Below are 24,262 nucleotides of genomic sequence, written 5' to 3'. Positions count from 1 at the left end.
TGGCAGCTATGTTCACTGCTCTCACGAACCCGAATCACTTACTTATGTAAGCTCATCGGGATTCGCTCGTTAGCTGCCTTGCTGCCACTCCAATGACGTTGGGTATAATTCTATGTTTACCAAAAGAAGAAAAACTTATCAGGCGCTTTGGGCTAAAGCAATGGGTTGTAATAATTGGTCGCCAGAATATAAGCGTGCATTTAACCCGCCCACATAATAACGGTTACCGCGCACCGGGGCGTCAATTTCGCCTTCCGGCAGTACCACGCTGATAGGATCCTGATGCCAACCAATAGGTTGCACCGTCAGTTGCCAGAAGTGACCACGCGGGCTGACTTCAAGCACTTGTACTGGCAGTGGGCAACGATCACTGGCGTGTGTATTGACTTCCATCTCCCACGGACGCAAGAATAAATCAACACTGCCCTGATGCATTGGGGCCAAATCCAGCGGCCAGTGGTGCGCGCCAATATAGAGTTGTGAGCCTCGAATCTCCCCACTCAAGCGATTAACTTCGCCCAGGAATTCCAGCACAAAGCGGGTCGCAGGGTAGCGCCACACTTCATCTGGCGTCCCGACCTGCTCGATATTACCCTGACTCATCACCACCACCCGATCAGCAACTTCCATGGCTTCTTCCTGATCATGAGTGACGAAGACGCTGGTAAATTTCAGCTCTTCATGTAACTGACGCAACCAGCGACGTAACTCTTTACGCACCTGTGCATCCAGCGCACCGAATGGCTCATCCAGCAACAGAATTTGTGGCTCGACGGCCAACGCCCGCGCCAGGGCCACACGCTGTTTCTGCCCACCAGAAAGTTGTGATGGGTAACGGCTGGCAAGATGACCTAATTGCACCATCTCCAACAGTTGCTCCACCTTCTGTTTGATAGCTGCCGCATTCGGCCGTTCACGGCGCGGTAACACCGTCAAACCAAATGCAATGTTATCGAATACTGTCATATGGCGGAACAAGGCGTAATGCTGAAAAACGAACCCGACACGTCGATCACGGGCATGCAGGCGGCTAACGTCAGTGCCATGGAAACTTAAACGTCCAGCGTTCTGGTTCTCCAGCCCGGCAATAATGCGCAGAAGGGTCGTTTTCCCCGAACCGGAAGGACCAAGCAAAGCCACCATCTGGCCAGAAGGAATATCAAGCCGGATGTCATTCAGTACCTTGGTGCGACCAAAATACTTGCTGATATTATCAATCTCAATGCTCATGCTTTTGCTCCTGTTCGAGACGAACAACCTGACGCGCTAAGCGCCATTGCAGGCCGCTTTTCAGAAAAAGGGTCAATATTGCCATCAGGGTCAGTAACGCCGCGGCGGTAAATGCCCCGGCAGTATTGTAATCCTGATGCAACAACTCAACTTGCAGTGGCAAGGTGTAGGTTTCGCCACGAATAGAACCGGATACCACCGAGACTGCCCCGAACTCGCCAATGGCGCGGGCATTGGTCAACACCACGCCATACAATAATGCCCAGCGAATGTTCGGTAACGTTACCCGGCGGAACATCTGCCAGCCGGATGCACCCAGTAATACTGCGGCTTCATCTTCCTGGCTGCCCTGACTCATCATCACCGGCACCAGTTCACGCACCACAAATGGGCAGGTGACGAAAATGGTGACCAACACCATACCGGGCCACGAGAACATCAATTGAATGTCGTGAGAATCTAACCAGCCCCCCACCACACCATTTGAACCGTAAAACAGCAGATACATCAGGCCGGCGACTACCGGTGAGACCGCAAACGGAATATCAATTAGGGTCATCAATAGCTGGCGGCCGGGAAATACAAACCGCGTCACCAACCATGCCAGTACCACACCAAACACCAAATTCACCGGCACCGTAATCAGTGCCACCAGCACTGTCAGCCAAATGGCATGCAACATGTCCGGGTCTAATAAATTCTGCCCGACCACCGCTATCCCTTTGGAAAAAGCAGTGATAAAGATCCACACCATCGGGATCACTAACAGTAAAAATGAGAACACCGCGCCGATGGCGATCAGGGTCCATTTACCCCAATTGATGGGTGGGCGAGCTACGCCGTTAAATTCAGTGATATCAGCCATCAGTGCCCGCCTATCCGCCGACCAAAGCGGCTTTGTAACGTGTTAATACCAAACAGCAATACCAATGAAACGGCCAGAATAACGGAAGCAATTGCACTGGCAGCCGGGTAATCAAATTCTTGTAGTCGGATGAAGATCATCAGCGAGGTCACTTCGGTCTTCCAGGCAATGTTACCGGCGATAAAGATAACTGCGCCAAACTCCCCCAGACTGCGGGTAAAGGATAAAGCAGTGCCTGCCAGTAATGCCGGAGCCAGTTCTGGCATCACCACCAGCCGGAAGCTCTGCCAACGGCTGGCGCCGAGAGTTTCCGCGGCTTCTTCATATTCGGGACCCAATTCTTCCAACACCGGTTGTACTGTGCGCACCACAAACGGCAAGCTGGTAAACGCCATCGCCACGGCAATCCCCAACCAGGTAAAGGAGACTTTAATCCCCAGTTCGTTCAACCAGGCACCGTACCAACCGGTGGTCGAAAATAGCGTTGCTAATGTCAGACCCGCCACCGCCGTGGGTAAGGCGAACGGCAAATCCATCAAACCATCCAACAAACTGCGGCCGGGGAACTGATAGCGGGTCAGAATCCACGCCATCAACATACCGAAAACCGCATTAAATACGCTGGCGACGCCTGCGGCCAGTAAGGTCACTTTATAAGCAGCGACCACTTGGGGGTTAGTAATCACCTCCCAGTACTGGGTCCAACTCATCTGTGCAACCTGCATGACTAACGCGCTGAGCGGTAATAATAAGATCAGGCAGGTGTAAAGCAGGCTGCTCCCGAGACTGAGGGTAAATCCGGGCAGAACCCGTTTACTGGATGCCGACAACATTACTGATGCCCTTGCGCTAACAATTTATCCAGCACGCCGCCAGTCACGAAATGGGTACTCATCACCTGCGGCCAGCTACCGAATTGATCTTCAACACGGAATAGTTTGGTTTGTGGGAATTGAGACTTGGCCGCTTCCATTGCCGCTTTGTCGTAAACCCGATAATTAAAGCTGGTGATCACTTGCTGTGCTGGCGGACTGTAGAGATAGTTGAGATAAGCTTTAGCCGCTTTCTCAGTGCCATTCTTCTCGACATTTTTATCCACCCAGGCCACCGGGAATTCAGCCAAAATATCTACCGGCGGGACAATTACTTCGTATTTATCACTGCCATACTCTTTACGGATATTGTTAACTTCCGATTCAAAACTGATCAGTACATCACCCAACCCGCGTTCAACGAAGGTGGTGGTAGCACCACGGCCACCAGTATCAAACACCACTACATTGGTCAGGAAACGCTTCATCCAGTCGCGGGTTTTAGCCTCATCCTTACCATTCGCTTGTTGGGTAGCACCCCATGCCGCCAGATAGGTGTAACGGCCATTACCGGAAGTTTTTGGATTCGGGAACACCAGTTTGACGTCTTCACGCACCAGATCATCCCAGTTGTGGATATTCTTTGGATTACCCTTACGTACTAGGAATGCCATGGTGGAATAAAACGGTGAGCTGTTATTAGGTAACCGCGCCTGCCAGTCGGCCGGGATCAGATTGCCCCGGTCATGTAGGATCTGCACATCGGTGACTTGGTTATAAGTCACCACATCTGCTTTCAAGCCCTGTAAGATAGCCAGTGCCTGTTTAGACGACCCAGCATGAGATTGTTTGATGGTCAGCTTGTCGCCGGGATTTTGCTGCTCCCACTGTTGCTGGAAGCCGGGATTGAGGGCCGTGAATAACTCGCGGGAAACATCATAAGAGCTGTTAAGCAACTCAGTAGCAGAGGCAGTTGCACTGCCGAAAATTAACGCGCTTAATAAGGCAACACGGTGCCATCCTTTACGTGTACCGTTCTTCACTGAAGTCTGTTTCATGCTGCACCTTATTCACTGAGTTCATCCGACAGGCATGTCATTAAATGTGAACAGTGCCTTTAATATCTTCAGTGTATTTATAACTAGGTGCATACCTATAATGCTTTTATATACCGTTTAGTGATGTTCAAGTATCAAATGCTCTAAGCCAGCAACAACGCTGGTCGCAAGCCACTCCCTTTTGCCCATTAAAAAACCCGGCCAACCGGCACCGGGTGATAGAAAAGACTTATTGAGTAAAAATTGTCGGTTGCGAAAAACCGGCCCTTCAGCCTTTCGTCATTACAACGATAATAATTGAGTCAGCGACGGTGCGAAGTAATAACTACCGGTCACTGGCTTACTGAAACCTAATAACAGATCGTGCTTACCGTCTATCGAGCCAAACATACTTAATAATTGTTGTTCGATATTATGTAAGCGTGCGCAATAAGCAATAAAGTACAAACCGTGTTTGCCACTGGCGGTACCGTAAGGCAAGCTTTGACGCAGAATTTTCAATCCTTTGCCATTTTCTTTTAAATCGACCCGGCTAACATGGGAGGTCTCCGGGCGCTTATCTGATGGCAATTCTTCGCTGGCATGCTTGGTACGCCCAACAATTTGCTCTTGCTTATGTTCAGGAATACGCTGCCATTTTTTCAGGTCGTGCTCATAACGCTGTACTAACACATAGCTGCCACCGGCATCTTCTTCACCGTCCGCAATCACCGCCACTTCCGAGCGGCTATCCCCTTGTGGGTTTTCGGTGCCATCAATAAAACCAGTAAAATCACGTTCTTCTACCCAGCGAAAGCCATGTGTCTCTTCTTCAACGGTGATCACATCGCCAAAAGCAGCCATCGCGGCCTGGGCTAAAGTAAAGTTGATATCCTGACGCAATGACTGAATATGAATCAATAAATCGCGTTGTGTTGCGGGGGCAACCATTGGTGCTTTGCCTAATGGCACAAAAGGTTTTAACTCATTAGCCCCTTTACCACCGGATAGGTCATGCCAAATATCAGAACCAAAAGCAATCACAGCACCTAAATACTCGTTAGGAAATTTTTGCTGTAACTCCTGCAATGACTGACAGAATTGTTTGCACCCCTGACGAATAGCATCTAGCTCGCCCTGTACTTTTGCTTCCATAAAAATGGCAAAACGACAATGTTCCATCAGAATGCCACTCTGAACTTGAGTCATGTTTGGTTCCTCACAAAATATCGGTGTTAATTATGGCGAATATAATAGCTGAACCGATTAGGATTACCTTGCGGCAACGCAAAATAAATTTAGGCGGAGGAAATGAGACCAAAGGTGGGAATATTATTAGCTAATTCACAGAAGAGAGCCAAAGTAATGATAAATCTGCCAGAAGCCAATTTGGACGCGGTTTGCAGCGGCCTCACCTTCAGATGCCCAAATAATGGGCCGAGTAATGAGTGCCGCTAACACTGCTATAACGTCAGGAACTAAGGGATGGTTATTCGCCTTTAGCTCGCCAGATAATCTTGCTCACTTTCCAACTTTGCAATGTATCATCGGATGGCATTAAACCTTCAGGACCATGCCAGTCGCCATCAAATAAATAGCTGACGTGCTTGCTGTCCGGTGCCGCACACTCTATTTGCGCACTATCATCACCGCTACCTTTGCGGCAAACACCAAAGGCTTTTTTATATAGTTCACTAAATGGTGTACCAATCGTAACACCCCATTGGCTGGGAATAGACTTATCCAAAACATCAATGCGCTCTACTGTGCCTTTCGGTTGCCCTGAGATAACCAGTTTGATTTGGTTCTCTTTCATCGCCTGATAGAAGGAAATCAATTTACCGTCGTTGGTCGCCATACCGCTACGCAGCCGGAAATCGCCTTTTAACCCCTCTTTGATGTCACTCTCAGTCAACGCAGTAGTGGCGGTAATTCCGCCAACACCCTGATCAGTCACCTGCATACTGCTGCTGCCAAACCAATTCAGTGGTGACAGACTGGACCAGGAAAAACCTGACATGGTTGAGCACCCGGCTAACAACAAAGGGGCACCCAGTAATAACAATCTCACCCCAGATAACCGTGGGCGAATATTCATCTAAAGCTCCTTATAAAACCACCGCATCCGGTAAGCTGTTCTGCATTGTACAAGCTACAGAGGGCATCTACATGCGCAGTTTAAAAATGATAACCAGTGGTTTGAGTCCACACAGCTAAAAAAGTGCCATAACACTACCGGCTTTAATTGTTATAACCAATAAATAGGTCTAATCGGATAGACTCGCGGCCATCGTATTGCAATACTTCAGCACGCCTTAACGCAAATTTGGTCTACTATTGGGTACCACAAAGGCTTGTGTAATTTTTGTTTTCAAACCTAATAATTCATGCATTGAAGGAGCAATAAAATGAAGAAATTAACCTTAGCGGCAGCCTTGGTTATGTTATGCAGCACGCCATTGCTGGCACAGAGTGCCACAGCACAAGGGGGCTTCGATGGCCCGGCAGCAACACAGACACAACCGACGACTCAGGGCGGATTCTCGGGTCCAAGTGCGACCAATACTACGGTAGATAAAGTCAAAACCATGCGTGATGACACCCATGTCACTCTGCAAGGGAATATTGTCGAGCGCCTTGGCCACGATACTTACACCTTCCGCGACAACACCGGTACCATTACCGTTGATATTGATAACAAGCGCTGGAACGGTCAAACCATCTCGCCACAAGATAAAGTCCAAATCGAAGGCGAAGTTGATAAAGACTGGAACTCGGTAGAAGTTGATGTGAAAAGTATTACCAAGATTAAGTAATTAATCTTTACCCTATCCTCTGCGGCTTTATCAGCTTTTGGGGATAGGGTTATTGCCATATTAAGGGTGAGGCCAATAGGGCGACCTCAATATTCCTGATCAACAATCAGCCGTTTGCCCAACATGATGCTGTCTTGGGTTTCATAATCCAGCTTTTCATACATGCCGATCACCGCGTCATTGTCTTCGCGCACCATGATATTCAGCTTCGGGCAGCCACGGGCGATAAGTTTCTTCTCGAGGCGGCTGATCAGCGCATTGGCAAAGCCAATTTAAGCTCTGGTGTAAACTGGGGTTAAGACTATATTTTCAATAAAAATCAAAATATTATATAAACAAAGAATTGCAGAACACGAGGTTGAATTGCAGTATTGTGCGTTGTAAGTGTGGCAAGATTGTGGCGTAGTAACATTAAGATTTAGTGTAAGATTTTCCCTATTCCTCTACCGCGATGTCTTTTAATCACTCTGCAAATATTGCACTCATCTGAAACCCGATGCGATCCAATGCAAGAAGCATGGTCGCAAGATGGAGTGCTTATGCAAGACTTAATGACCGCCGAACAACTTTCTAAAATCATCCATAAAACTGTGGCCAGTATCCGCAGCGATGCCACACGCAATCCTATTTCATTACCACCTATCTGCCGATTACCCAATACTAAGCGCTTATTGTGGCGCTTGGAGGATGTAGAACAATGGTTGGCTTGCCATGTGTGTACTCCACAGCAACCTCCCCTACCCAGCTCAATAAATCTTGTTGTTCCTGCCAAGCGTGGCCGCCCAACAAAAGCGGAGCAAATCGCCCGCAACAAAAAAAGATCGGTATTAGCAACAGCTCTGAATACCAAACGGTAATCTTGTGAGCCATATCAACGCTAAGCCTATAGGTATCGATGCTTATCTTATTCATAAAGATAAAATCGCACGGCTAGATAAAAATAATATAAAACAGAATGATAGAACGCTATCTCTACCAAATATCGGCGAGTCATATCGAATAATGCCGAATCATATCGCTCGTTCAAGCCTGTTTGCGCCAGTTAATTCAAAAAATAATCTAGTGTATGCGGGTACCACACTTGTCAGCCGCGTTGATGCTGTTATTAAATTTTGGGGAGAGCAACTTGATGAATCCCAAGCTGATGTATGGATGCAAGCTATGTATGAAGCCTCAAAGCACTCATTAGGCGAACCCATTGTAATCAGTCGCTCAAAATTCCTACGCGCTATAGGTCGCAATACCAGCGGTGCAAACTATGAATGGTTACACCGAAGCATGCTATGTCTTGAACAAGCAATGTTTTCTATCGAAACCAATAGGTTCGCGACGGGTTCACAATCTCCTTTACATATGATTGATAAATTTGAATACGACAATGAGATTAAATCTCATATATTTCAAATAGATCCACGCTGGATAAGAATGTACTACAACAACGAATTCTCCTTAATTAATTGGAACCAACGCCTTAGCTTTTTCCACAATCAAGATATAGCGAAGGCTTTGCAACGACTCATTTCAACCTCAAATGAACAGCAGCAAAAACACTCACTTGAATGGTTGAAAAGCAAACTAATTTATACTGGGCGGCTCAGAGACTTTAAAAATTCAATTGAGAAGGCTGGTGCTGAACTAAAACGTGTCGGCATCATCTCAGACTTCTGTATTGAAGCCGGTAGCAAGGGAAAACTTCAGGTCAGCATGACTAGATTGAAGCAATCATAACCATCTGAGGCTGTTATCGTAGTCATATCGCTATTTTATCGTAGTCATATCGCTTTTTTCGTAGTCATATCGCGTTTTATCGTAGTCATATCGCGCTTTCTCGTAGTCATATCGCGCCGAATTCTCCGCAGCCCGCATGTAGCCTGCTTTCCAGAGCAGCGAAATGTCCTCTACCTTATTTCTACCAATAACTACCCTGACTTAGAGAAAAATTAGGGATAATAAATGCAGGTTTGGGAGTGAGAGTGGTGACTCAAATCCCGTTTCAAGACGTTTTACGCCAGAGAAAGGCGCTATGATGGAGCTAACGCGAATACCCACATTAGGTTGATCAAGATGAAACAGACGATATCAGTCAAGATCGCCCCAGAAATGAAAGACAGACTGGCGCAGCTTGCTCTCACGAAAGACCGCTCAATACACTGGTTATTGACGCAGGCTATTACGCGCTATGTAGAACAAGAGGAAAGGAGGGAATCGATCAAGGCTGCATCACTAGATGCCTGGATAAACTTTCAAATGACAGGGGTTGGAGTTCCATCAAAGGATGTTTGTGATTGGTTGTCCGATTTAGCACAAGGGAAATATCGAAACCCACCGCTCTGAGATGATAAATAAAGAAGTCCTCTCTAGTTTAGTTATCAACATACTTCGGCGGAAGAAACCAAATTTCGAGAGGACAGGCAGGTATTAACCCACTAACAATTATAGTGCTGAGTTTTTGCAAAGCAATTTCTGTAGCACAGAATGCAATCCAATTTTAAAAGTGAAAATCAAAGGCACCTTATTAAGGGTTTTATTTTGCCATCATAATGCTAAATTTTAGCGGCTAAAATTTAAGTTTTGCTGGCAAAATGAATCAATATTAAAAGATGAGTTATATTTATCATCTTTCCTGCTCTCTAATTCTAATTTATCAATTTCGCTCGTTATAGTGGATAAAAGGTCTAACTCAATAAGTTCTGGAGTTAATAATTCATTGTTTAAAATGTTACGAACATTCTTGAAATAAATATCACAGATATAAATGCCTACACCTTCAAGTTGAGTTTTTCTGTCTGTTATTAAGTGGAATCTATAAGCCGCTACAGCTCTGGCTAAATCTGCAATGGTCAATGTCTCTGTATAACCCAAATTTGCCGATATGGTTATTGCCGTTGAAAACTCTTTTAGTGGTGATGACGCCGATATCATTGGATGCGTTCGCATACAGGCCACCAATTGGCTGGTATGCCCCCACAGAGCCGCCCACAGCCCTCCTGGGCCATATTGGTACACTATCTCTATGTCATCAAAGAACATTTTGAGATCAGCTAAGGTCTTCTTTGTTATCGATTGATCGCCTTTAGCTATCGGATACCACTTCTTCGATGTTGTTGTTTCAGGAATCTCTTTCCCATCGATTCTCATACTCTCAGTACGCAGATCAAACCATTTGGCGAATTGATTTGGATTGGTTGTATTAGTTCTTCGCATTAACTCTTGCATCAGAAAAGTAGTACGAACCTTATCCCTTTCGATTAACTCTTTTTTCGAAAACATATAGTGAGTTCACTCATAAGGTGTAGGAATTTTAAATAATACTACCATGCAAACTAACCAAGTCCAGATAATAATAAATCATTCAATGTTAATTGAGCCAAGTTTATGAAAAGTAATTTCGATATATTGATTGAAACGCATGGAGCAGTGATAACACTGGAGCAACTCGCGGCCATTTTAAGTAGAAAGCCGGAGGGTCTAAGAATGGCGTTATTGCAACCCAAAGAGCCTTGGGCCAAGAAGTTAAATGACAAGAAATTTTATGTCGGCAGAAGAATGTATTTTCCAACAGAAACAGTTTCAGAGGTAATTTCAGGCGATTTTCTATCACCATGAAAAGTTAAATTACGATATATCGTTTGCTCATATTTATATCTTATTTAATTTTCTTGGATATATCTTGGATTAATCTTGATTTCATCTTGGTTCTATCTCGGTTTTATCTTGCTCGAATCTTGGTTTTATCTTGATTGAGAAATATGTCTTGAAAACAAACTGGCAGATACGAGGGCAAGATAGGTGAAGTTAGCTAACCAGCAAGCTGGTTATCAATCTTCACTCTCCCTTATTCGCACCTTCGGCGCTCAACGGGGATCTTGCTCTGCGAGGCAAAAGTATTGGGCCTGTTATCTCCCGACACATGCCCTCATCACAGCGGAGAAAAATATGCATTGCACTAAGTTAGCGATAGCAACCAAGTTCACATTAGTCATCTTCATGGCGTCAACTGCCGTTTTCCCTGTTTCAGAAATTCAAGCGGCAGGGGCGGGTATCCCAGTGATGGATGTCACCAACCTCTCGCAAAACATCATGACCGCGATGGAAAGCGTGGCTCAAACGCTAAAACAAATTGAGCAATATAAAACCCAATTACAGCAGTACGAAAACATGCTGCAAAACACCGCAGCACCTGCGGCATATATCTGGGATCAGGCCAACAGCACCATCAACCAGTTGATGGGCGCAATTGATACTCTGAGTTACTACAAACAGCAGGTCGGCAACATTGATGCTTACTTGGCTAAATACCAGAACATCAATTTTTACCGAACATCCCCCTGCTTCAGCAGCAATAGCTGCACACCCGAACAGATGCAAATCATGCTGAATTCGCAAACCTATGGCTCAGAAGCACAAAAGAGGGCCAATGATGCAGTGCTTCGTGGTGTAGATCAGCAGCAAACCGCCTTACAAAATGATGCACGCCAATTAGTCCACTTACAGCAACAAGCTCAGGGCGCGACTGGACAGATGGCTGCAATCCAGTACGCCAATCAGTTAGCCAGTGCCCAAACTAATCAATTACTGCAAATCAGGGGGCTGTTAGTCGCCCAACAAAATGCTGATGCCACCCGTTCCGCAGTTATTACAGATAGGGAAGCCCAGCAAGCAGCTGCTTCCCTTCATCTACGCAGAGGCTCATTTAAGAAAAGCCCCCCTGGAAGCTGGTGAGGACAACACGATGATCATAAAAATCGGTTTTGCCGTTGCGGTATTAGTCCTTAGCGGATGCGATAACTCAAAAAACAATCAGTCATGCAGTGATGTGCGCCACATGGAGGACTCCCCCCAACGTAGGGAGCTAGCTTCCAAATGTCTTCGTAAGGGCGAATTCAAGAAAAGCCCTTCCCAAAGTTGGTAATGGAGCAAATAAAATGAAAGTGAAAATATGTTCTAAATGGATGTTAGCGTTAGCCAGTTTCCTCATGTGGTATTCCGTTAACGCCACAGCAGCAATTGATAACTCAGGGATAATGAATACGGTATTAGACCGCTTTCAGAGCGCGGCCAGTGGTTGGGGGGCTGTCATGGTTCAATACGCTTCATGGTTATTCTGGGGAATGGCTTTATTAAGCATGGTTTGGACTTTTGGCATGATGGCATTAAGAAAAGCAGATATTCAGGAGTTCTTCGCAGAAGCATTACGTTTTCTGTCCGCCACTGGCTTCTTTTTCTGGATATTGGTTAATGCCCCTTCGATAGCAATGTCGATCATTAAATCGACTCAAATGATCGGAGCTGAAGCCGCTGGCTTAGGTAGCCAACTACAGCCCTACGCTATTGTTGATATGGGGTTTGATATTCTCTTTCGTGCGTTTGATCAGTCAACTTTTTGGGCACCAGTCGATGCAACCTGCGCCATTCTTTTCTCGCTAGCCACATTACTGATTTTAACGCTGATAGGTGTACAAATGCTGCTACTGCTCGTGACCAGTTGGATACTTGCATACGCAGGTATTTTTCTACTGGGTTTCGGTGGTAGTCGGTGGACATCAGATATCGCCATTAACTACTACAAAACAGTCGTGGGAGTCGGGATACAGCTAATGATGATGATTTTACTGGTTGGTATTGGCAAAACATTTCTGGATGAATATTACGTCAAGTTGAGTGATACCATCAGTTTAAAAGAAATGGCCGTAATGCTGGTTGTCACGGTCATTTTATATGCGCTCATCAATAAAATCCCAACGCTACTGGCTGGGATAGTCGGCGCAGGTGCGATACAAAGTGGTATCGGCACTTTTGGGGCCGGGGCTGTAATGGGAGCCGCAAGCATGGCCGCTGCCGCAGTTTCTACAGCTGCATCAGGTGCAATGTCGGCAGCAACCAGTGCCGCAGGTGGCACATCAGCGCTTCAGGCAGCATTTGAATCAGCGCAACAAAGCATTGACGCTGGTAGTAGCCCTAGTGGAGAAGGACGTAGCTCTTCAGGTGGCAGCTTTTCAGAAGCAATGGGAAGAACGGGCAGTTTTGCTAAGTCGATGGGATCAAGCCTTGCCGATGCTGCCCGTGATATTGCTCAAGAAAAAGCTGGAGCTATAAAAGACTCTATTCAGGAAAGAGTCTCTGAAACCACTGGTGGAAAAATGGCTTACTCGATCCGTGAAAGTAGCGGAATGAATAATGGAAATGATAGCAGTCAATTTGATGGTGATGGTCTAGGGGCTGGAAACAATGCGGGAAGTCGCGCTTCTGCACCAGAAACCGACGAAGAAATGATCGATAACTTTGTTAATAAAACGCCAAGGGATGATAGCTAATGAACAACTCACAACCAATCAAGCAGGTTGAAAATTTCATACCCTTTTTAAATGAGTTAATAACAATTATCGCTACACCAGCTGAAAACACTCAGCCAAAAAGCCAAGCCATAGCTTTTGCAGACCTACTGGTTGATATCAGTGTTATGTTGCACTGTCACCTTAGCGGTGGCCCTGCGGTATCAGCACTACAAATTGATGAACTAAGAGCTGATGCCAGGCAAATTATAAGATAGTCGAGTAAAACGATTATTCAGCAAATCCAGTGTAGTAATCAGACGCTGGTTTTTTTATTTCGTAATACCCACCGCTCATGGTTATCCTGAACGTTAAACCAAAACTCGGGATTTGTATCGAAGAATGCTGCTAGTAGAGATATTTCCTTAGCATTTATCCGATCAGTTCCTTCACAGATCGCCCTAACCCGCTCAATAGAAAGTCCAAGCCCTTCAGCAAGCATAAGCTGACTAATATTGGTTGGATTCATAAACTCCTCAACCAGCATGACAGCTACAGTTGTCGGCTCTCGTGAAATAGTATCCATATCGCTCCTATCAGCTTGTATTTATACTAAACAGTGCTAGGTTAGTATCTATTAACCTTCAAGGGAGAACAATATGGCAAAGTCTATTATCGACCTAATTGGCAAAGAAGAAGCCAACAGGCTGATGGCCTCAGCTGTAGCCAAGGCAGCTCAAGCGAATAGAGATCTTGGATTGCCGGAACCAGTGAAGGTTAATGGGGTGTGGTTTAAAAAATTTCCAGATGGAAGCATACAGAAAATATAAAATTCGGCTTAGACTCTATCAACTTATTTGGATTCAAAAAATAAAGAAATGAATAATATTCAAACATCAGATAGCTTAGTTGTTGGCCAGGTCTATACAAGAAATGATCTCAAAAAGCTTTTTAATATTACAGATGCGACAATCAATACTGGGATTTTTCAGCCCAAAAATCATACATCTATATGGTTATTTATCACAGAAGACAAGACAACTGACCGAACCCAGTATCATGATTTATTGGAAGAAGATACTCTTTCCATGCAAGGACAAACTAGTGGGCGTAAAGATGATCTCATCATATCCCATATGAAGAATGGACTCGAAATCATCCTATTCTATCGAAAAAGAAAATATGAGTTCGATAAAGCGGGCTTTCGCTATGAAGGTAATTTCTCCTATAAATCACATTCAGGTGAAAAACCTGCTACATTTTTGCTTAACCGTGTTAACAATAAAAAATTTAAGCATGGAAACAAACGCACCTGGGAATTAGCCCTCGATGCAATCACTTCCCTAGGTGGAAGTACTGCTCAGCAAGATATACTAAAGTGCATTAGTACTCAGCATTCAGATTATATCCCATCCAATCTAGTACCTGATTTAACTATGCTATCAGTCAATCAAAATTCTAGAATAAATTTCTCTCAAAATGTTAATCCTAGACGAACTGATAGCAATAACCAATTTGATAGATTATTTAAATTAGGCTCTGGGGTAAATGCTAAATATGAGCTTTACGACCCCACTGTACAGGGTGTCTGGGAGATTTATCTAGAATCTGAAAACAACAAACTCGCTGTTCGTTCACTTAATGATGCAATGACAGCAAAAGCAATAGAACACGCGCAGAAAGAAGCAGAAGCAAGTCATGTATTTGATGCAACAAGTGTTGAAGATCAAAGAAAAAAAGTCCTCAGCAACATCGTGCGTAGGCAAGGGCAACCCGCATTTAGAAAGGCTCTACTAGAAGCATATGAAGGGAAATGCGCCATTACTGGCTGTGCCCTGACTGAACTTCTTGAGGCAGCCCATATACATCCGTATAAAGGAACACATACGAACGTTGTGTCAAACGGTTTGCTGCTTCGAGCAGATATACATACTCTTTTTGATTTAGGATTGATTAATATTGATCCAGATAGTTTTAATGTGCATATATCTGAAAAACTAGTCGGAACAGATTATGAGTATTTACAAAATGTTCGAATTAGGTCGCCGAATAAAAAGATAGATGCCCCTAGTTATGATGCATTGATATGGCGTTTATATTTAAAAAATCAAATAAGATAATTATAATAATGCACATGACGTTATAATTTCTTGAGTAAACAAAGCCTTCAATAATACATTACATTCTATTGAAAATTAATATTAAATTTAACATTTTAAGTTATCCACCCTAAGTAAAACAGATATAGAATCCCTATAAAACATCAACAAAAGCAATGTAATTTCTAATTAACACTCAAGAAGAAAACTAAAAAATTACCAATGGTACTAAATAAACAGGAGAGTTAAAGTATAGAAAATAGTTAAAAAAATTAATAGACTTCGGCGTTTTTTTTAAATAATACCTATACTAATTAACTCTAACAATAAAGTTTTTAACTTTACCTAAAAGTAAAGAAATAAAATTTAGAATTTCCATTACAATAGAAGTTTCTGCATTATTAACATCTTCCTTAATTTCTTTATCTTTTAGTAAAGGAATCCAATATTTATCCATAAAACCATTTTCAAAAAATGAACTATGTCCACCAACAAAAAACCTATTCATGATTTTATTATGATGTAAACCTTTGAAACCTAGCCTCCCTCCCATACCCGCCCCTGGAACTAAAGCTTCACTGAATAATAAAGGTATATCATTTACAGCACAGTCATTAATGATTTTCACATTAATACTGTTCTGTAAAGAACAAAAATCATTATCTCTGCGGAGAACACTACCAGCAAGAACTATCAGATCTAAATTTTTTAACTTAGTTTTATCTTCGATACTCTCAATGCCTTTAATTAGCACATATGTACCAAAACTATGAGCAAAACAAACTATACGCCTGGTTCTATTCTTATCTAACCATTGTTCAAAATCAAGTTTGAACTTCTCAACTACTTTACGTCGCAAATATGGAACAAAAAATCTAGCTGTATTTGTAAATGCCACTTTAAAACATAAATGGGAAACCTTTTTATCGACATTAATAGTTCTAATCTCATTAGCTAAAGTTTCCTGCCAATTACCAAAAGTTCTAATCCCATGAACTGTAACAATAGCAATATCTATACTATTCCTTTCAAAATTATCGCCATACTCAGAATAATATTCAATAATACCACTTATTTCACCTAGCCAAGAATAATCAGAATTAGTAGCATAACAAAACTTAAAACCACGATTATCAAACTCTTCTTCTAACTCTTTAACATTCTCTTCCAGAGCAGTAAAACCAACTACATAGCTTGGTTTTCTATATCGATTACCTCTCAATGTAGTAAGTAGATCAACCCCAGAATTATGTTTTGGTTTTTCATCTTTATTTTCTGGCAGAGACATATCAATAAAGGCAATGGAATAATTTGTATTTCTAAAAAGAGTTCTAGCCTCTTTGGTACAACAAGCTAGATCTATATTATCTTCAGGTATTTTATATTTTGAAATTAAAATTTCTTTAATTTTACTTCTGCGGAAATAGTCATCATCAACGATTAGATACATATTCATAATGCTTCAATCACCATTCGTAGTTCATCTTTCCATGAATAACCAGCGTGCTCGTAATAAATACATCCAGCATATGTTTCCGGGTACTTATCTCGTACAGTTTGATCAACATCTTTCAAATCAATGCTCTTATTATCATATGAAAATGAGGTGTATTGAGTTAAGAATATAAACTTCAAAGAAATATTTCTCCTTTTAATTTTTCTGGCGATATCTATTCCGCCATACACTCTAAATTCCCCTCGTAAAGAACCTGAATCATCATCGAATGTTGGTAAACTCATATCGAGAATAGCTAAATTATAGAAGCCGTCAACAATAGCCTTTAATCCAGAAGAATATGATCTAAATATATCGATAGTAATATTATTATTTATACTTAGTAAAAACTCTTTAACCCGGTCACTTTTATATTCGTTATCTTCTACAATGATTATTTTCATTATTTAATCCAGAGTAAAACCTATTGATTGCACAAATGAAAGGTTTTCTTGGGCGATACTAAATTCGGCAACGCCAAACCCATCCTTAATATTTCTATAAACTTTATATAGACCGGTCCCACCTTCAGTTATAAGTTTTTCGGTATAGTGCTCGCTATCATAATTTTCAACCTCTTTAATAATACCATTATTAACTATTCTTTTCTTTGTTTCCTCATTAATCTCATTTTTTATGATAATACTATAACAATAATCATCCTCGATAACCTTTAAAAAAACATCTGTTTTTGCTCTATTAGCCCCATGTTTAAAGCAATTTATATAAGATGTAACTAGTGCCCTAGTTAAATATAAAGACTGCTTATTACTCAACTCATTGTTATTTACAATTTCATCAATAGATAAATGTATGGTTAATACCTGCGGATCATATATCCCTTTAACACAATCAATTGATGCATTTACCACATCGATAACTCGGTATTTTTCATCCATTATTCCTTGTGGTCTTTTAAACCAACCTTCAATGTTAGCTACCTTTTCAATAATTTCATACTGTGCGGTTTTTATATTATCAATTAATTTTTGTGGCTTTGAGCTTATAGGTAAAACAGCCAACTTCTCTATAAAGTCAGTACATAGTTTGTTAAAACCATCCTTGAGATTTAAATTAAACCTCTCTTTTATATTTGCAAAACATTGATCTAATTGTATCCATATGAAATTTTCGCAAGCATTAAACATTCTATTTATATCATCATCTGAAGTTGCCTCATGGCTTTTGTAATCTATTGTTTCTTTAATAGCCAAATAAAACTCATACGTTTTATCATCATCAATAATGAAGTAAAAAGATGATTTGTCATCTTTATTACCTAGGGCTACTTCACTCCAAACAGTTACTGGTTTAGTCCAAGAGTTTGCTTTGTTTATTAATTCATCAACTCCACCACAGAACCAATCTAATTGGTTCTGTATATACTCAATATCAAGAGTTGGAAGTTTATCTAAATATGTCTTAGCCCAATATTCATTTGGTGAATATTTTCCTGATATACCTTTTTCGGTAACTAAACTCAACGATTCGAAAACACTACGCATCTGATTAGGCATGACACCATGTCTAATTTCAGAGCTTAGGTATCTAATTAAACCATAATCATGATCCATTATAAAATCATTAATAACCTTAGAATAAAAATTACCATAAAAATATAAAATAGATATTTCAGAATTTACATCTTCATCTTCTATTAAGATGGAATCATTTATTTCCTGATCAATAGTCGAACTATCATTAATTTCTTCCTCATCATTTTCCTCATCAGGAAAATACTTGGTTAATAGATTTGTATTAAATAATGTCACTTCAGATAAATTTTCATAAAATGATTTATACTCTAAATATTTAGCCCCCTTAAGCCCCTCAGAATCAATCATTATCTTATTACTTTCATGATGCTCTTTTATATTATTAACAAGAAGGAAATTGAATATTTCGTTTTCCTCACTTTCGAGTGATTCGGATGTATAGTCAAACTTTTCATGAAGTAATGAAATTATCTTAAGTCTTTCCAACATAGTCAGCTTTGATGAATTCAATTCCAAAATACTACCTAAAATTTGTTGATTACATACTTTGTCAAAAAACATCTCATGTTCATAAAGATTAGGAAGATTTGCAATTAACTCGCTAGGAACCTTAACATTATTTACTAGTAAATAATCCTCTAAGTAGTCGGCAGTCGTTTCTTTATAGCTTTTATCAATATTTATGTAATACAAATATGAAAATATTGCCGCATTTAATTTATTTGATATATTCTCAGACTGAGAATTTATTACTTCTGCAATATAATGCGCCGGAAACAACATCATATCATTGATGTTTTTATTACATACTTTATTTATTTCTTTGATTAAAAGATCAAATTGACATAATTTAATATAAGCTATAGCTTTTATTTGATTTAATTCAGCTATGGTCACGTCATGCATATTTTCAAGTTTACTCAATAAGTTATCTATTTTTATACTATCAGGTGAGTCTGACTTTATTTCACTCTCTATATATAATCTAATTTTTCTACTATCTGACAATTCAATTGCATCAGTATTATCATGTTCAAAAGAGTTCAACTCTCTATCACTGAGCATTAGTTTCGCATTATACTTTGGAGTTATAAATGTGTAGCCGCAACTCAGTAATCTACAGTATCGTCTTAATTCAATCTCATTGATAAATGGATACGCTGCATAAAACATCGCACATATACTATGTGTAAAGTTTAAATTTGAGAATTTAAAGGACAATAAATCTATATTTTCTTTAACTTTTTCATAATTATTTGTACTAACATATAGCATAAATTGGCTATGAATCAATGTTTCAACTAACGTTTTTCTTTCATTTTTATTTACTTTATCAACCGCTGAGTTAGACAGATAAAACAATGCCTTAGAGTATATATCTATCACTGACAATTCTGTAGGATATCTATTTATAAAAGCATCGCATAAATTAACAGTAGTTAAGTAGTCACCTTTGGAATAAACATTAATTATACTTTTTATTTCTTCATTAATTCTTATAGTTGGTTCTGAGTTAATCAGTTTTTTTATATTAATCCATGATTGATCTTTTGAAACTTTAGACATGAAATGAATGAAATCATGATAAACACTGTCATTTAGATCACTTTTCCTACTGGATGAGATATAAGATGATATCGCTTTTTTTATTATAAATAACTTATCTATCGGATATAACTTCTGAGAAAAAATAATTACATCATCTATTTTAACTCGATTGTTTAAATTATAAGGTAACAAAATCAACAATAAAAACTCAGAGAATGAATTAAAGTTTTTGCTTTTTAATTCACTAACTGTATGATTTAATATCTGTTGCTGAAATGCTAGTGCGCCTCTGGATAAATGCTTCTGCTGTAATAATGATGATATATGGGCTAATCTATGTTTTCCTTTTATATTTATTTTTTTAACATCCTCACTAGTTTTATATTTTCCTGTAATAGCCATCCTAGCATCTAGTGACCAGATACTTCCACCATACTTTAGATCTATGAAGTCCAATAATTTTATAGCATCATCAAATTTTTCTAGAATGACTAATTTTTCTAGTTCCTCCATATTTTTTTCAATAACATTAAAAATATCGATATTACTTGAATAAAATCCATAAAATGAAGATAGAATAAAGTCTATTGGTACTTTCCTTTCAGGTAAAAGATCTATAAATATATCTCTTTTAAAGAAACCAAGATTTATTATCTCTCTTATCTGAACGTTTTTACTGCATGCGATAGAGAAACCTCGAACATACCGTGGTTCTATATTATCTAATGCTCGCCTCAATCGAATAAAAGCATTCCTTTTATTTTTATATTTAGGGTAGTTCCCAACAATTTTTTTAATATCTGTTAGATATTTGATTTGATTAAACATACTTCACCTAATGAGAGTGATAATTATTATCATAAATGCGTATATTGTAAATTCAGAATTTTCCTTTTAACTAAAAATAGCTACCGCACAATCTTGTATGAATTGCAACAAGAAGGATCTAAATATAATTGTTTGATTACTAGTCATTTAACTTATTTTTATGTTTTTAGTCTTTTCTATTCAATCTAAAAAATTAGCAGAATACCACTATAACCAATACAATTATGTCCGCTAAACCAACTTCTTAGCCAAGTCCTCTGCCCTAGGATGATAGTATCTCATCAGCATTCTAGGATCTTTATGACCCGTTATTTTTGTGAGTTCGTGCATGGGAAAGATTTCAGCTAGGCGTGATGTGGCTTCATGGCGTAAATCGTGGAACCGTAAATCCAGCAAATAATCTGAGTTGGCTTTCTTTCCTAAAGCAGCACATTCTTGCTCATACAACTTACGAGCGCGCTTTCTGGCCCTATCGAATGCACAGCTTATTGCGTCAACTCGGGCTTTAAATACCCGATCATCAGTTGAATTCTCGTCCTCTTCCCTGGCCTCCGCGATAACCTTTAACTTTTCTAATGCTGCCACCGCCTTTGAAGAAAGCGGCACATCACGCGAATCACCATTTTTTGTTTTGGGCAGATGAGCAACACGCAGCTTTAAATCGACATATTTCCAGCGTAACCCAACAATTTCACCACGTCGCATAGCCGTTTCCAACGCCAGGCAAACCGCTGATGGCAATATCGGAGATTGAGTATTGGTAATAATTCGCTCGATTTCGTCCTGAGCGGTATTTCTTGGCGTTTTAACCTCATTACCAGATTCATCTACGGCTTGAATAGCTTCAACAGCTATACGCCGTGTACGTGCATTATCGGGTTGGGGTTTGCGGATCAGATCAACAGGATTAATCAGGCTTTCCATTCCCCACTCTTTGCGGGAAATATTAAATAAGTGGGAAAGCAGAGATAAGCGACGTAGCACCGTAGCCGGCGCATAGTCTTTTAGCCATTCGTCTCTTAATTTGGCGACATCGGCACTACGAATACTGGCCATATAACATCTGGCTAATGGTTGCCGTTTAAAGATACGGATAATAGACCTATCTTGCACCGCACCCTTTTTGTTGGCGACAATTTCATTTTCATAACGCACAAGCGAGTCATATAGCGTTGTCGATTCCGATTCGCTACGACTAAGCCACACGCCGCGAGCCATTTCCGACTCAACCATTTTTGCCCAGGCATCAGCCTCGGCTTTGGTATTAAACGTTTTAGTTTGTGACGGGAAGCCACGTTTACGGATTTGAGTTTCCCATTGATAGGCACCACGCTTGCGGATCGTCGCCATTCTGCACTCTTTTATTTCTAACTGTGGCAAGAGTGTGGCAAAAAAGATTTTATTTATCTATGCGCATAGATAAGTTATGGCAAATAAGGTCGATTTGAGGAGAGAAAAACAGCTGGAAACAGAAAAATTGGTGGCTGAAATTTTTTAGATAAAGGCTGAAATCACCTTATCTGTTGCTCGGTCATTTCAGCCAGTGGCGCTATCGAATCAAAAGTGAATTTAAAATCAACATCCTTTAAATTCAACTAACTAAACTCTCAATACTCCTGATCCACAATCAGCCGCTTGCCCAGCATGATGCTGTCTTGGGTTTCGTAATCGAGCTTTTCATACATGCCGATCACCGCATCATTGTCTTCGCGCACCATGATATTCAGCTTCGGGCAGCCACGGGCGATAAGTTTCTTCTCGAGGCGGCTGATCAGCGCATTGGCAAAGCCACGGCCACGGAAGTCAGGATGGACCCCCAGATAATAAGCCGAGCCACGGTGGCCATCGTAACCGCCCATGATTGACCCTACAATCGCCCCACTCACTTCCGCTACTAAAAACAGTTCGGGCGAGTGATTCAACTTACGCTCAATATCCATTTCTGGATCATTCCAAGGCCGCAGTAAGTCGCAATGCTCCCACAGCAGAATCACTTCTTCAAAATCGTCTTGCTGGAATACGCGGATTTCCATGGATGTTCGCACCCTTGAGTAATATGGATATTCTGATTATCGTGGCAATATTATATCACGCAATATTAAAGTGATATTTCCCACCGTGATAGTGAGTAATGATATTTGAGAAGAAGCAGATAAATCTTGCCGATCTTGTAGCTTAATAGCCGCTAATCCACACAGAAAGTACAATAATGGCGGCGAATCGGGGTATACTTGGCCCCTAAATATTTGCAAGCTAATAGAACCCTCGCTGATGAATTCACCCGATATCACCCAAATCAAAACCTACCTGCTAGCTTTGCAGGATAAAATCTGTGCCGCACTGACACATGCCGATGGCGGTGCAAGCTTCACAGAAGAGAGCTGGACCCGCGAAGAAGGCGGCGGCGGGCGCAGTCGGGTATTGGTTAATGGGGTGGTATTTGAACAGGCGGGGGTTAATTTCTCTCAGGTATCTGGTGCAGCATTACCCGCATCCGCTACTGCGCATCGCCCCGAATTGGCCGGTCGTAGTTTTCAGGCACTTGGGGTGTCGCTGGTGATTCATCCACTAAGCCCTTATCTGCCCACCAGCCATGCCAATGTGCGTTTCTTTATTGCTGAGAAACCTGGCGAAGATCCAGTGTGGTGGTTTGGTGGCGGTTTCGATTTAACCCCTTACTACGGCTTTGAAGAAGATGCTATTCACTGGCATCAGACCGCCCATCAGTTGTGCCAACCTTTTGGTAAAGAAATCTACCCACGCTATAAAAAATGGTGTGACGATTACTTCTATATCAAGCATCGCAATGAAGCGCGAGGCATTGGTGGCCTGTTTTACGATGACTTGAATAGCCCTGATTTTGATACCTGTTTCCGCTTCACTCAGGCGGTAGGTGATGGTTTCCTTGATGCTTATATGCCAATTGTTGCACGGCGCAAAGCATTGAGTTGGGGGGAGCGCGAGCGTCAGTTCCAACTTTATCGCCGTGGCCGTTATGTGGAATTTAATCTGGTGTGGGACCGTGGCACCTTGTTCGGTTTGCAAACCGGTGGTCGTACCGAATCTATTTTGATGTCGCTACCACCCCTGGTGCGCTGGGAATATAACTATCAGCCGGCAGAAGATAGCGCTGAAGCGGCGCTGTATCGCGATTTTCTGCCCGTAAAAGAGTGGCTAGCGACCGGAGAACAGCACTGATGCAAATTTGGGTTGATGCGGACGCCTGTCCGAATGTGATTAAAGAGGTGTTATTTCGCGCCGCAGATCGTACCGGCATGATGGTCACGCTGGTGGCTAATCAGCCATTGAAAACCCCGCCATCAAAATTTATCCGTACCTTACAAGTCGCCTCCGGTTTTGATGTTGCCGATAATGAGATCGTGCAACGGGTGGAGAAAAATGATCTGGTTATCACGGCAGATATTCCCCTGGCCGCCGAAGTGATAGACAAAGGCGGTATCGCCCTGAATCCACGGGGTGAGCGCTATACGCCAGATACCATTCGTGAACGGCTGAATATGCGTGACTTTATGGATACCATGCGCGCCAGCGGTATTCAAACCGGTGGGCCTAACACCTTAAATCAGCGTGACCGCCAGCAATTTGCCAACGAACTGGATAAGTGGTTACAGCAAGCAGCCAGAAGCCTATAAGCAAAAACCCGCCGAAGCGGGTTGAGGTTAGTAATAGTAATACTCAAAGTCATTGGCATTGCAGTCAGGCAGCAGTTGAGTAAATCCCGATGAGCTTACACAGGTAAGTGA

25 protein-coding genes and 1 pseudogene are annotated in these 24,262 nt (G+C 41.5%); 12 read left to right on the top strand and 14 right to left on the bottom strand.

Features of this window, described 5'->3' with window-relative positions; translation table 11 throughout:
* Nucleotides 1-138 precede the first annotated feature (138 nt).
* From A6J66_023195 to A6J66_023170, 6 genes are all read right to left on the bottom strand, one after another.
* The gene (locus A6J66_023195) at nt 139-1,230 is read right to left on the bottom strand and encodes a sulfate/thiosulfate ABC transporter ATP-binding protein CysA (GenBank protein ID PNM26798.1); all 1,092 of its coding nucleotides are present in this window, start codon (nt 1,228-1,230) and stop codon (nt 139-141) included.
* On the bottom strand, nt 1,220-2,095 hold the full coding sequence (gene cysW, locus A6J66_023190) for a sulfate ABC transporter permease subunit CysW (GenBank protein PNM26797.1): 876 nt from the start codon (nt 2,093-2,095) through the stop codon (nt 1,220-1,222). The genes A6J66_023195 and cysW overlap by 11 nt, the downstream gene beginning before the upstream one ends.
* Complete coding sequence (locus A6J66_023185) at nt 2,095-2,928, bottom strand: sulfate/thiosulfate ABC transporter permease CysT (GenBank protein ID PNM26796.1); 834 nt, start codon at nt 2,926-2,928, stop codon at nt 2,095-2,097. Before A6J66_023185 ends, cysW begins: the two co-directional genes overlap by 1 nt.
* Nucleotides 2,928-3,965, bottom strand: coding sequence for a sulfate ABC transporter substrate-binding protein (locus A6J66_023180; GenBank protein ID PNM26795.1), 1,038 nt, complete (start codon nt 3,963-3,965; stop codon nt 2,928-2,930). Before A6J66_023180 ends, A6J66_023185 begins: the two co-directional genes overlap by 1 nt.
* Before the next feature lie 282 nt (nt 3,966-4,247).
* Nucleotides 4,248-5,153: a peroxidase gene (locus A6J66_023175; protein ID PNM26794.1), complete on the bottom strand. Its 906-nt coding sequence runs from the start codon at nt 5,151-5,153 to the stop codon at nt 4,248-4,250.
* Nucleotides 5,154-5,433: 280 nt separating this feature from the next.
* Nucleotides 5,434-6,042, bottom strand: coding sequence for an RpoE-regulated lipoprotein (locus A6J66_023170; protein PNM26793.1), 609 nt, complete (start codon nt 6,040-6,042; stop codon nt 5,434-5,436).
* Between the two features lie 310 nt (nt 6,043-6,352).
* Here A6J66_023170 and A6J66_023165 point away from each other — a divergent pair, with 310 nt between their 5' ends.
* Nucleotides 6,353-6,760: a TIGR00156 family protein gene (locus tag A6J66_023165; protein ID PNM26792.1), complete on the top strand. Its 408-nt coding sequence runs from the start codon at nt 6,353-6,355 to the stop codon at nt 6,758-6,760.
* Between the two features lie 86 nt (nt 6,761-6,846).
* On the opposite strand, the pseudogene A6J66_023160 reads toward A6J66_023165, so the two are convergent.
* A pseudogene (locus tag A6J66_023160) lies at nt 6,847-7,029 on the bottom strand (GNAT family N-acetyltransferase).
* A gap of 207 nt (nt 7,030-7,236) precedes the next feature.
* Between A6J66_023160 and A6J66_023155 the strand changes: the two are divergent.
* The 3 genes from A6J66_023155 to A6J66_023145 all read left to right on the top strand — a co-directional run bounded on the left by A6J66_023155 (nt 7,237) and on the right by A6J66_023145 (nt 9,094).
* Nucleotides 7,237-7,617: a hypothetical protein gene (locus tag A6J66_023155; protein ID PNM26791.1), complete on the top strand. Its 381-nt coding sequence runs from the start codon at nt 7,237-7,239 to the stop codon at nt 7,615-7,617.
* A 4-nt stretch (nt 7,618-7,621) separates the two neighbouring features.
* Entirely contained in the window at nt 7,622-8,488 is an 867-nt protein-coding gene (locus A6J66_023150; GenBank protein PNM26790.1) for a plasmid stabilization protein, read from the top strand.
* Between the two features lie 336 nt (nt 8,489-8,824).
* The gene (locus tag A6J66_023145; protein PNM26789.1) at nt 8,825-9,094 is read left to right on the top strand and encodes a ribbon-helix-helix protein, CopG family; all 270 of its coding nucleotides are present in this window, start codon (nt 8,825-8,827) and stop codon (nt 9,092-9,094) included.
* A gap of 216 nt (nt 9,095-9,310) precedes the next feature.
* Here A6J66_023145 and A6J66_023140 read toward each other — a convergent pair whose 3' ends face one another.
* Nucleotides 9,311-9,976: a hypothetical protein gene (locus tag A6J66_023140; GenBank protein PNM27141.1), complete on the bottom strand. Its 666-nt coding sequence runs from the start codon at nt 9,974-9,976 to the stop codon at nt 9,311-9,313.
* 159 nt (nt 9,977-10,135) lie between these two features.
* Between A6J66_023140 and A6J66_023135 the strand changes: the two genes are divergently transcribed.
* The 5 genes from A6J66_023135 (at nt 10,136) to A6J66_023115 (ending at nt 13,310) form a co-directional block, all read left to right on the top strand.
* Entirely contained in the window at nt 10,136-10,366 is a 231-nt protein-coding gene (locus tag A6J66_023135; GenBank protein ID PNM26788.1) for a hypothetical protein, read from the top strand.
* 330 nt (nt 10,367-10,696) lie between these two features.
* Nucleotides 10,697-11,482 (top strand): P-type conjugative transfer protein TrbJ, encoded by a 786-nt coding sequence (trbJ, locus tag A6J66_023130; protein PNM26787.1) that lies wholly within the window; start codon nt 10,697-10,699, stop codon nt 11,480-11,482.
* The gene (trbK, locus tag A6J66_023125) at nt 11,370-11,672 is read left to right on the top strand and encodes an entry exclusion lipoprotein TrbK (GenBank protein ID PNM26786.1); all 303 of its coding nucleotides are present in this window, start codon (nt 11,370-11,372) and stop codon (nt 11,670-11,672) included. Before trbJ ends, trbK begins: the two co-directional genes overlap by 113 nt.
* Before the next feature lie 13 nt (nt 11,673-11,685).
* The gene (gene trbL, locus A6J66_023120) at nt 11,686-13,074 is read left to right on the top strand and encodes a P-type conjugative transfer protein TrbL (GenBank protein ID PNM26785.1); all 1,389 of its coding nucleotides are present in this window, start codon (nt 11,686-11,688) and stop codon (nt 13,072-13,074) included.
* Nucleotides 13,074-13,310: a hypothetical protein gene (locus A6J66_023115; protein ID PNM26784.1), complete on the top strand. Its 237-nt coding sequence runs from the start codon at nt 13,074-13,076 to the stop codon at nt 13,308-13,310. Before trbL ends, A6J66_023115 begins: the two co-directional genes overlap by 1 nt.
* A 38-nt stretch (nt 13,311-13,348) precedes the next feature.
* Here the strand turns inward: A6J66_023115 and A6J66_023110 are convergent, their stop codons facing one another.
* Nucleotides 13,349-13,618, bottom strand: coding sequence for a transcriptional regulator (locus tag A6J66_023110; protein PNM26783.1), 270 nt, complete (start codon nt 13,616-13,618; stop codon nt 13,349-13,351).
* Between the two features lie 292 nt (nt 13,619-13,910).
* Between A6J66_023110 and A6J66_023105 the strand changes: the two genes are divergently transcribed.
* Complete coding sequence (locus A6J66_023105; GenBank protein ID PNM26782.1) at nt 13,911-15,152, top strand: DUF3427 domain-containing protein; 1,242 nt, start codon at nt 13,911-13,913, stop codon at nt 15,150-15,152.
* A gap of 289 nt (nt 15,153-15,441) precedes the next feature.
* On the opposite strand, the gene A6J66_023100 is transcribed toward A6J66_023105, so the two are convergent.
* From A6J66_023100 to A6J66_023080, 5 genes are all read right to left on the bottom strand, one after another.
* Entirely contained in the window at nt 15,442-16,587 is a 1,146-nt protein-coding gene (locus tag A6J66_023100; GenBank protein PNM26781.1) for a hypothetical protein, read from the bottom strand.
* On the bottom strand, nt 16,584-17,030 hold the full coding sequence (locus A6J66_023095) for a response regulator (GenBank protein PNM26780.1): 447 nt from the start codon (nt 17,028-17,030) through the stop codon (nt 16,584-16,586). Before A6J66_023095 ends, A6J66_023100 begins: the two co-directional genes overlap by 4 nt.
* A gap of 3 nt (nt 17,031-17,033) precedes the next feature.
* Nucleotides 17,034-20,498, bottom strand: coding sequence for a hypothetical protein (locus A6J66_023090; protein ID PNM26779.1), 3,465 nt, complete (start codon nt 20,496-20,498; stop codon nt 17,034-17,036).
* Between the two features lie 231 nt (nt 20,499-20,729).
* Nucleotides 20,730-21,848: a site-specific integrase gene (locus A6J66_023085; GenBank protein ID PNM26778.1), complete on the bottom strand. Its 1,119-nt coding sequence runs from the start codon at nt 21,846-21,848 to the stop codon at nt 20,730-20,732.
* 257 nt (nt 21,849-22,105) lie between these two features.
* Entirely contained in the window at nt 22,106-22,531 is a 426-nt protein-coding gene (locus tag A6J66_023080) for a GNAT family acetyltransferase (protein PNM26777.1), read from the bottom strand.
* Between the two features lie 238 nt (nt 22,532-22,769).
* On the opposite strand from A6J66_023080, the gene A6J66_023075 reads away from it, so the two are divergent.
* Both A6J66_023075 and A6J66_023070 read left to right on the top strand, forming a co-directional pair.
* Nucleotides 22,770-23,696: an oxygen-dependent coproporphyrinogen oxidase gene (locus A6J66_023075; protein PNM26776.1), complete on the top strand. Its 927-nt coding sequence runs from the start codon at nt 22,770-22,772 to the stop codon at nt 23,694-23,696.
* Nucleotides 23,696-24,151 (top strand): YaiI/YqxD family protein, encoded by a 456-nt coding sequence (locus tag A6J66_023070; protein PNM26775.1) that lies wholly within the window; start codon nt 23,696-23,698, stop codon nt 24,149-24,151. Before A6J66_023075 ends, A6J66_023070 begins: the two co-directional genes overlap by 1 nt.
* Nucleotides 24,152-24,262: the final 111 nt, after the last annotated feature.

Origin of the sequence: Yersinia enterocolitica, from assembly GCA_002082245.2 — a bacterium.
Classification (GTDB): Bacteria; Pseudomonadota; Gammaproteobacteria; order Enterobacterales; family Enterobacteriaceae; genus Yersinia; species Yersinia enterocolitica_E.
This window is presented reverse-complemented; position numbering and strand designations above follow the sequence as displayed.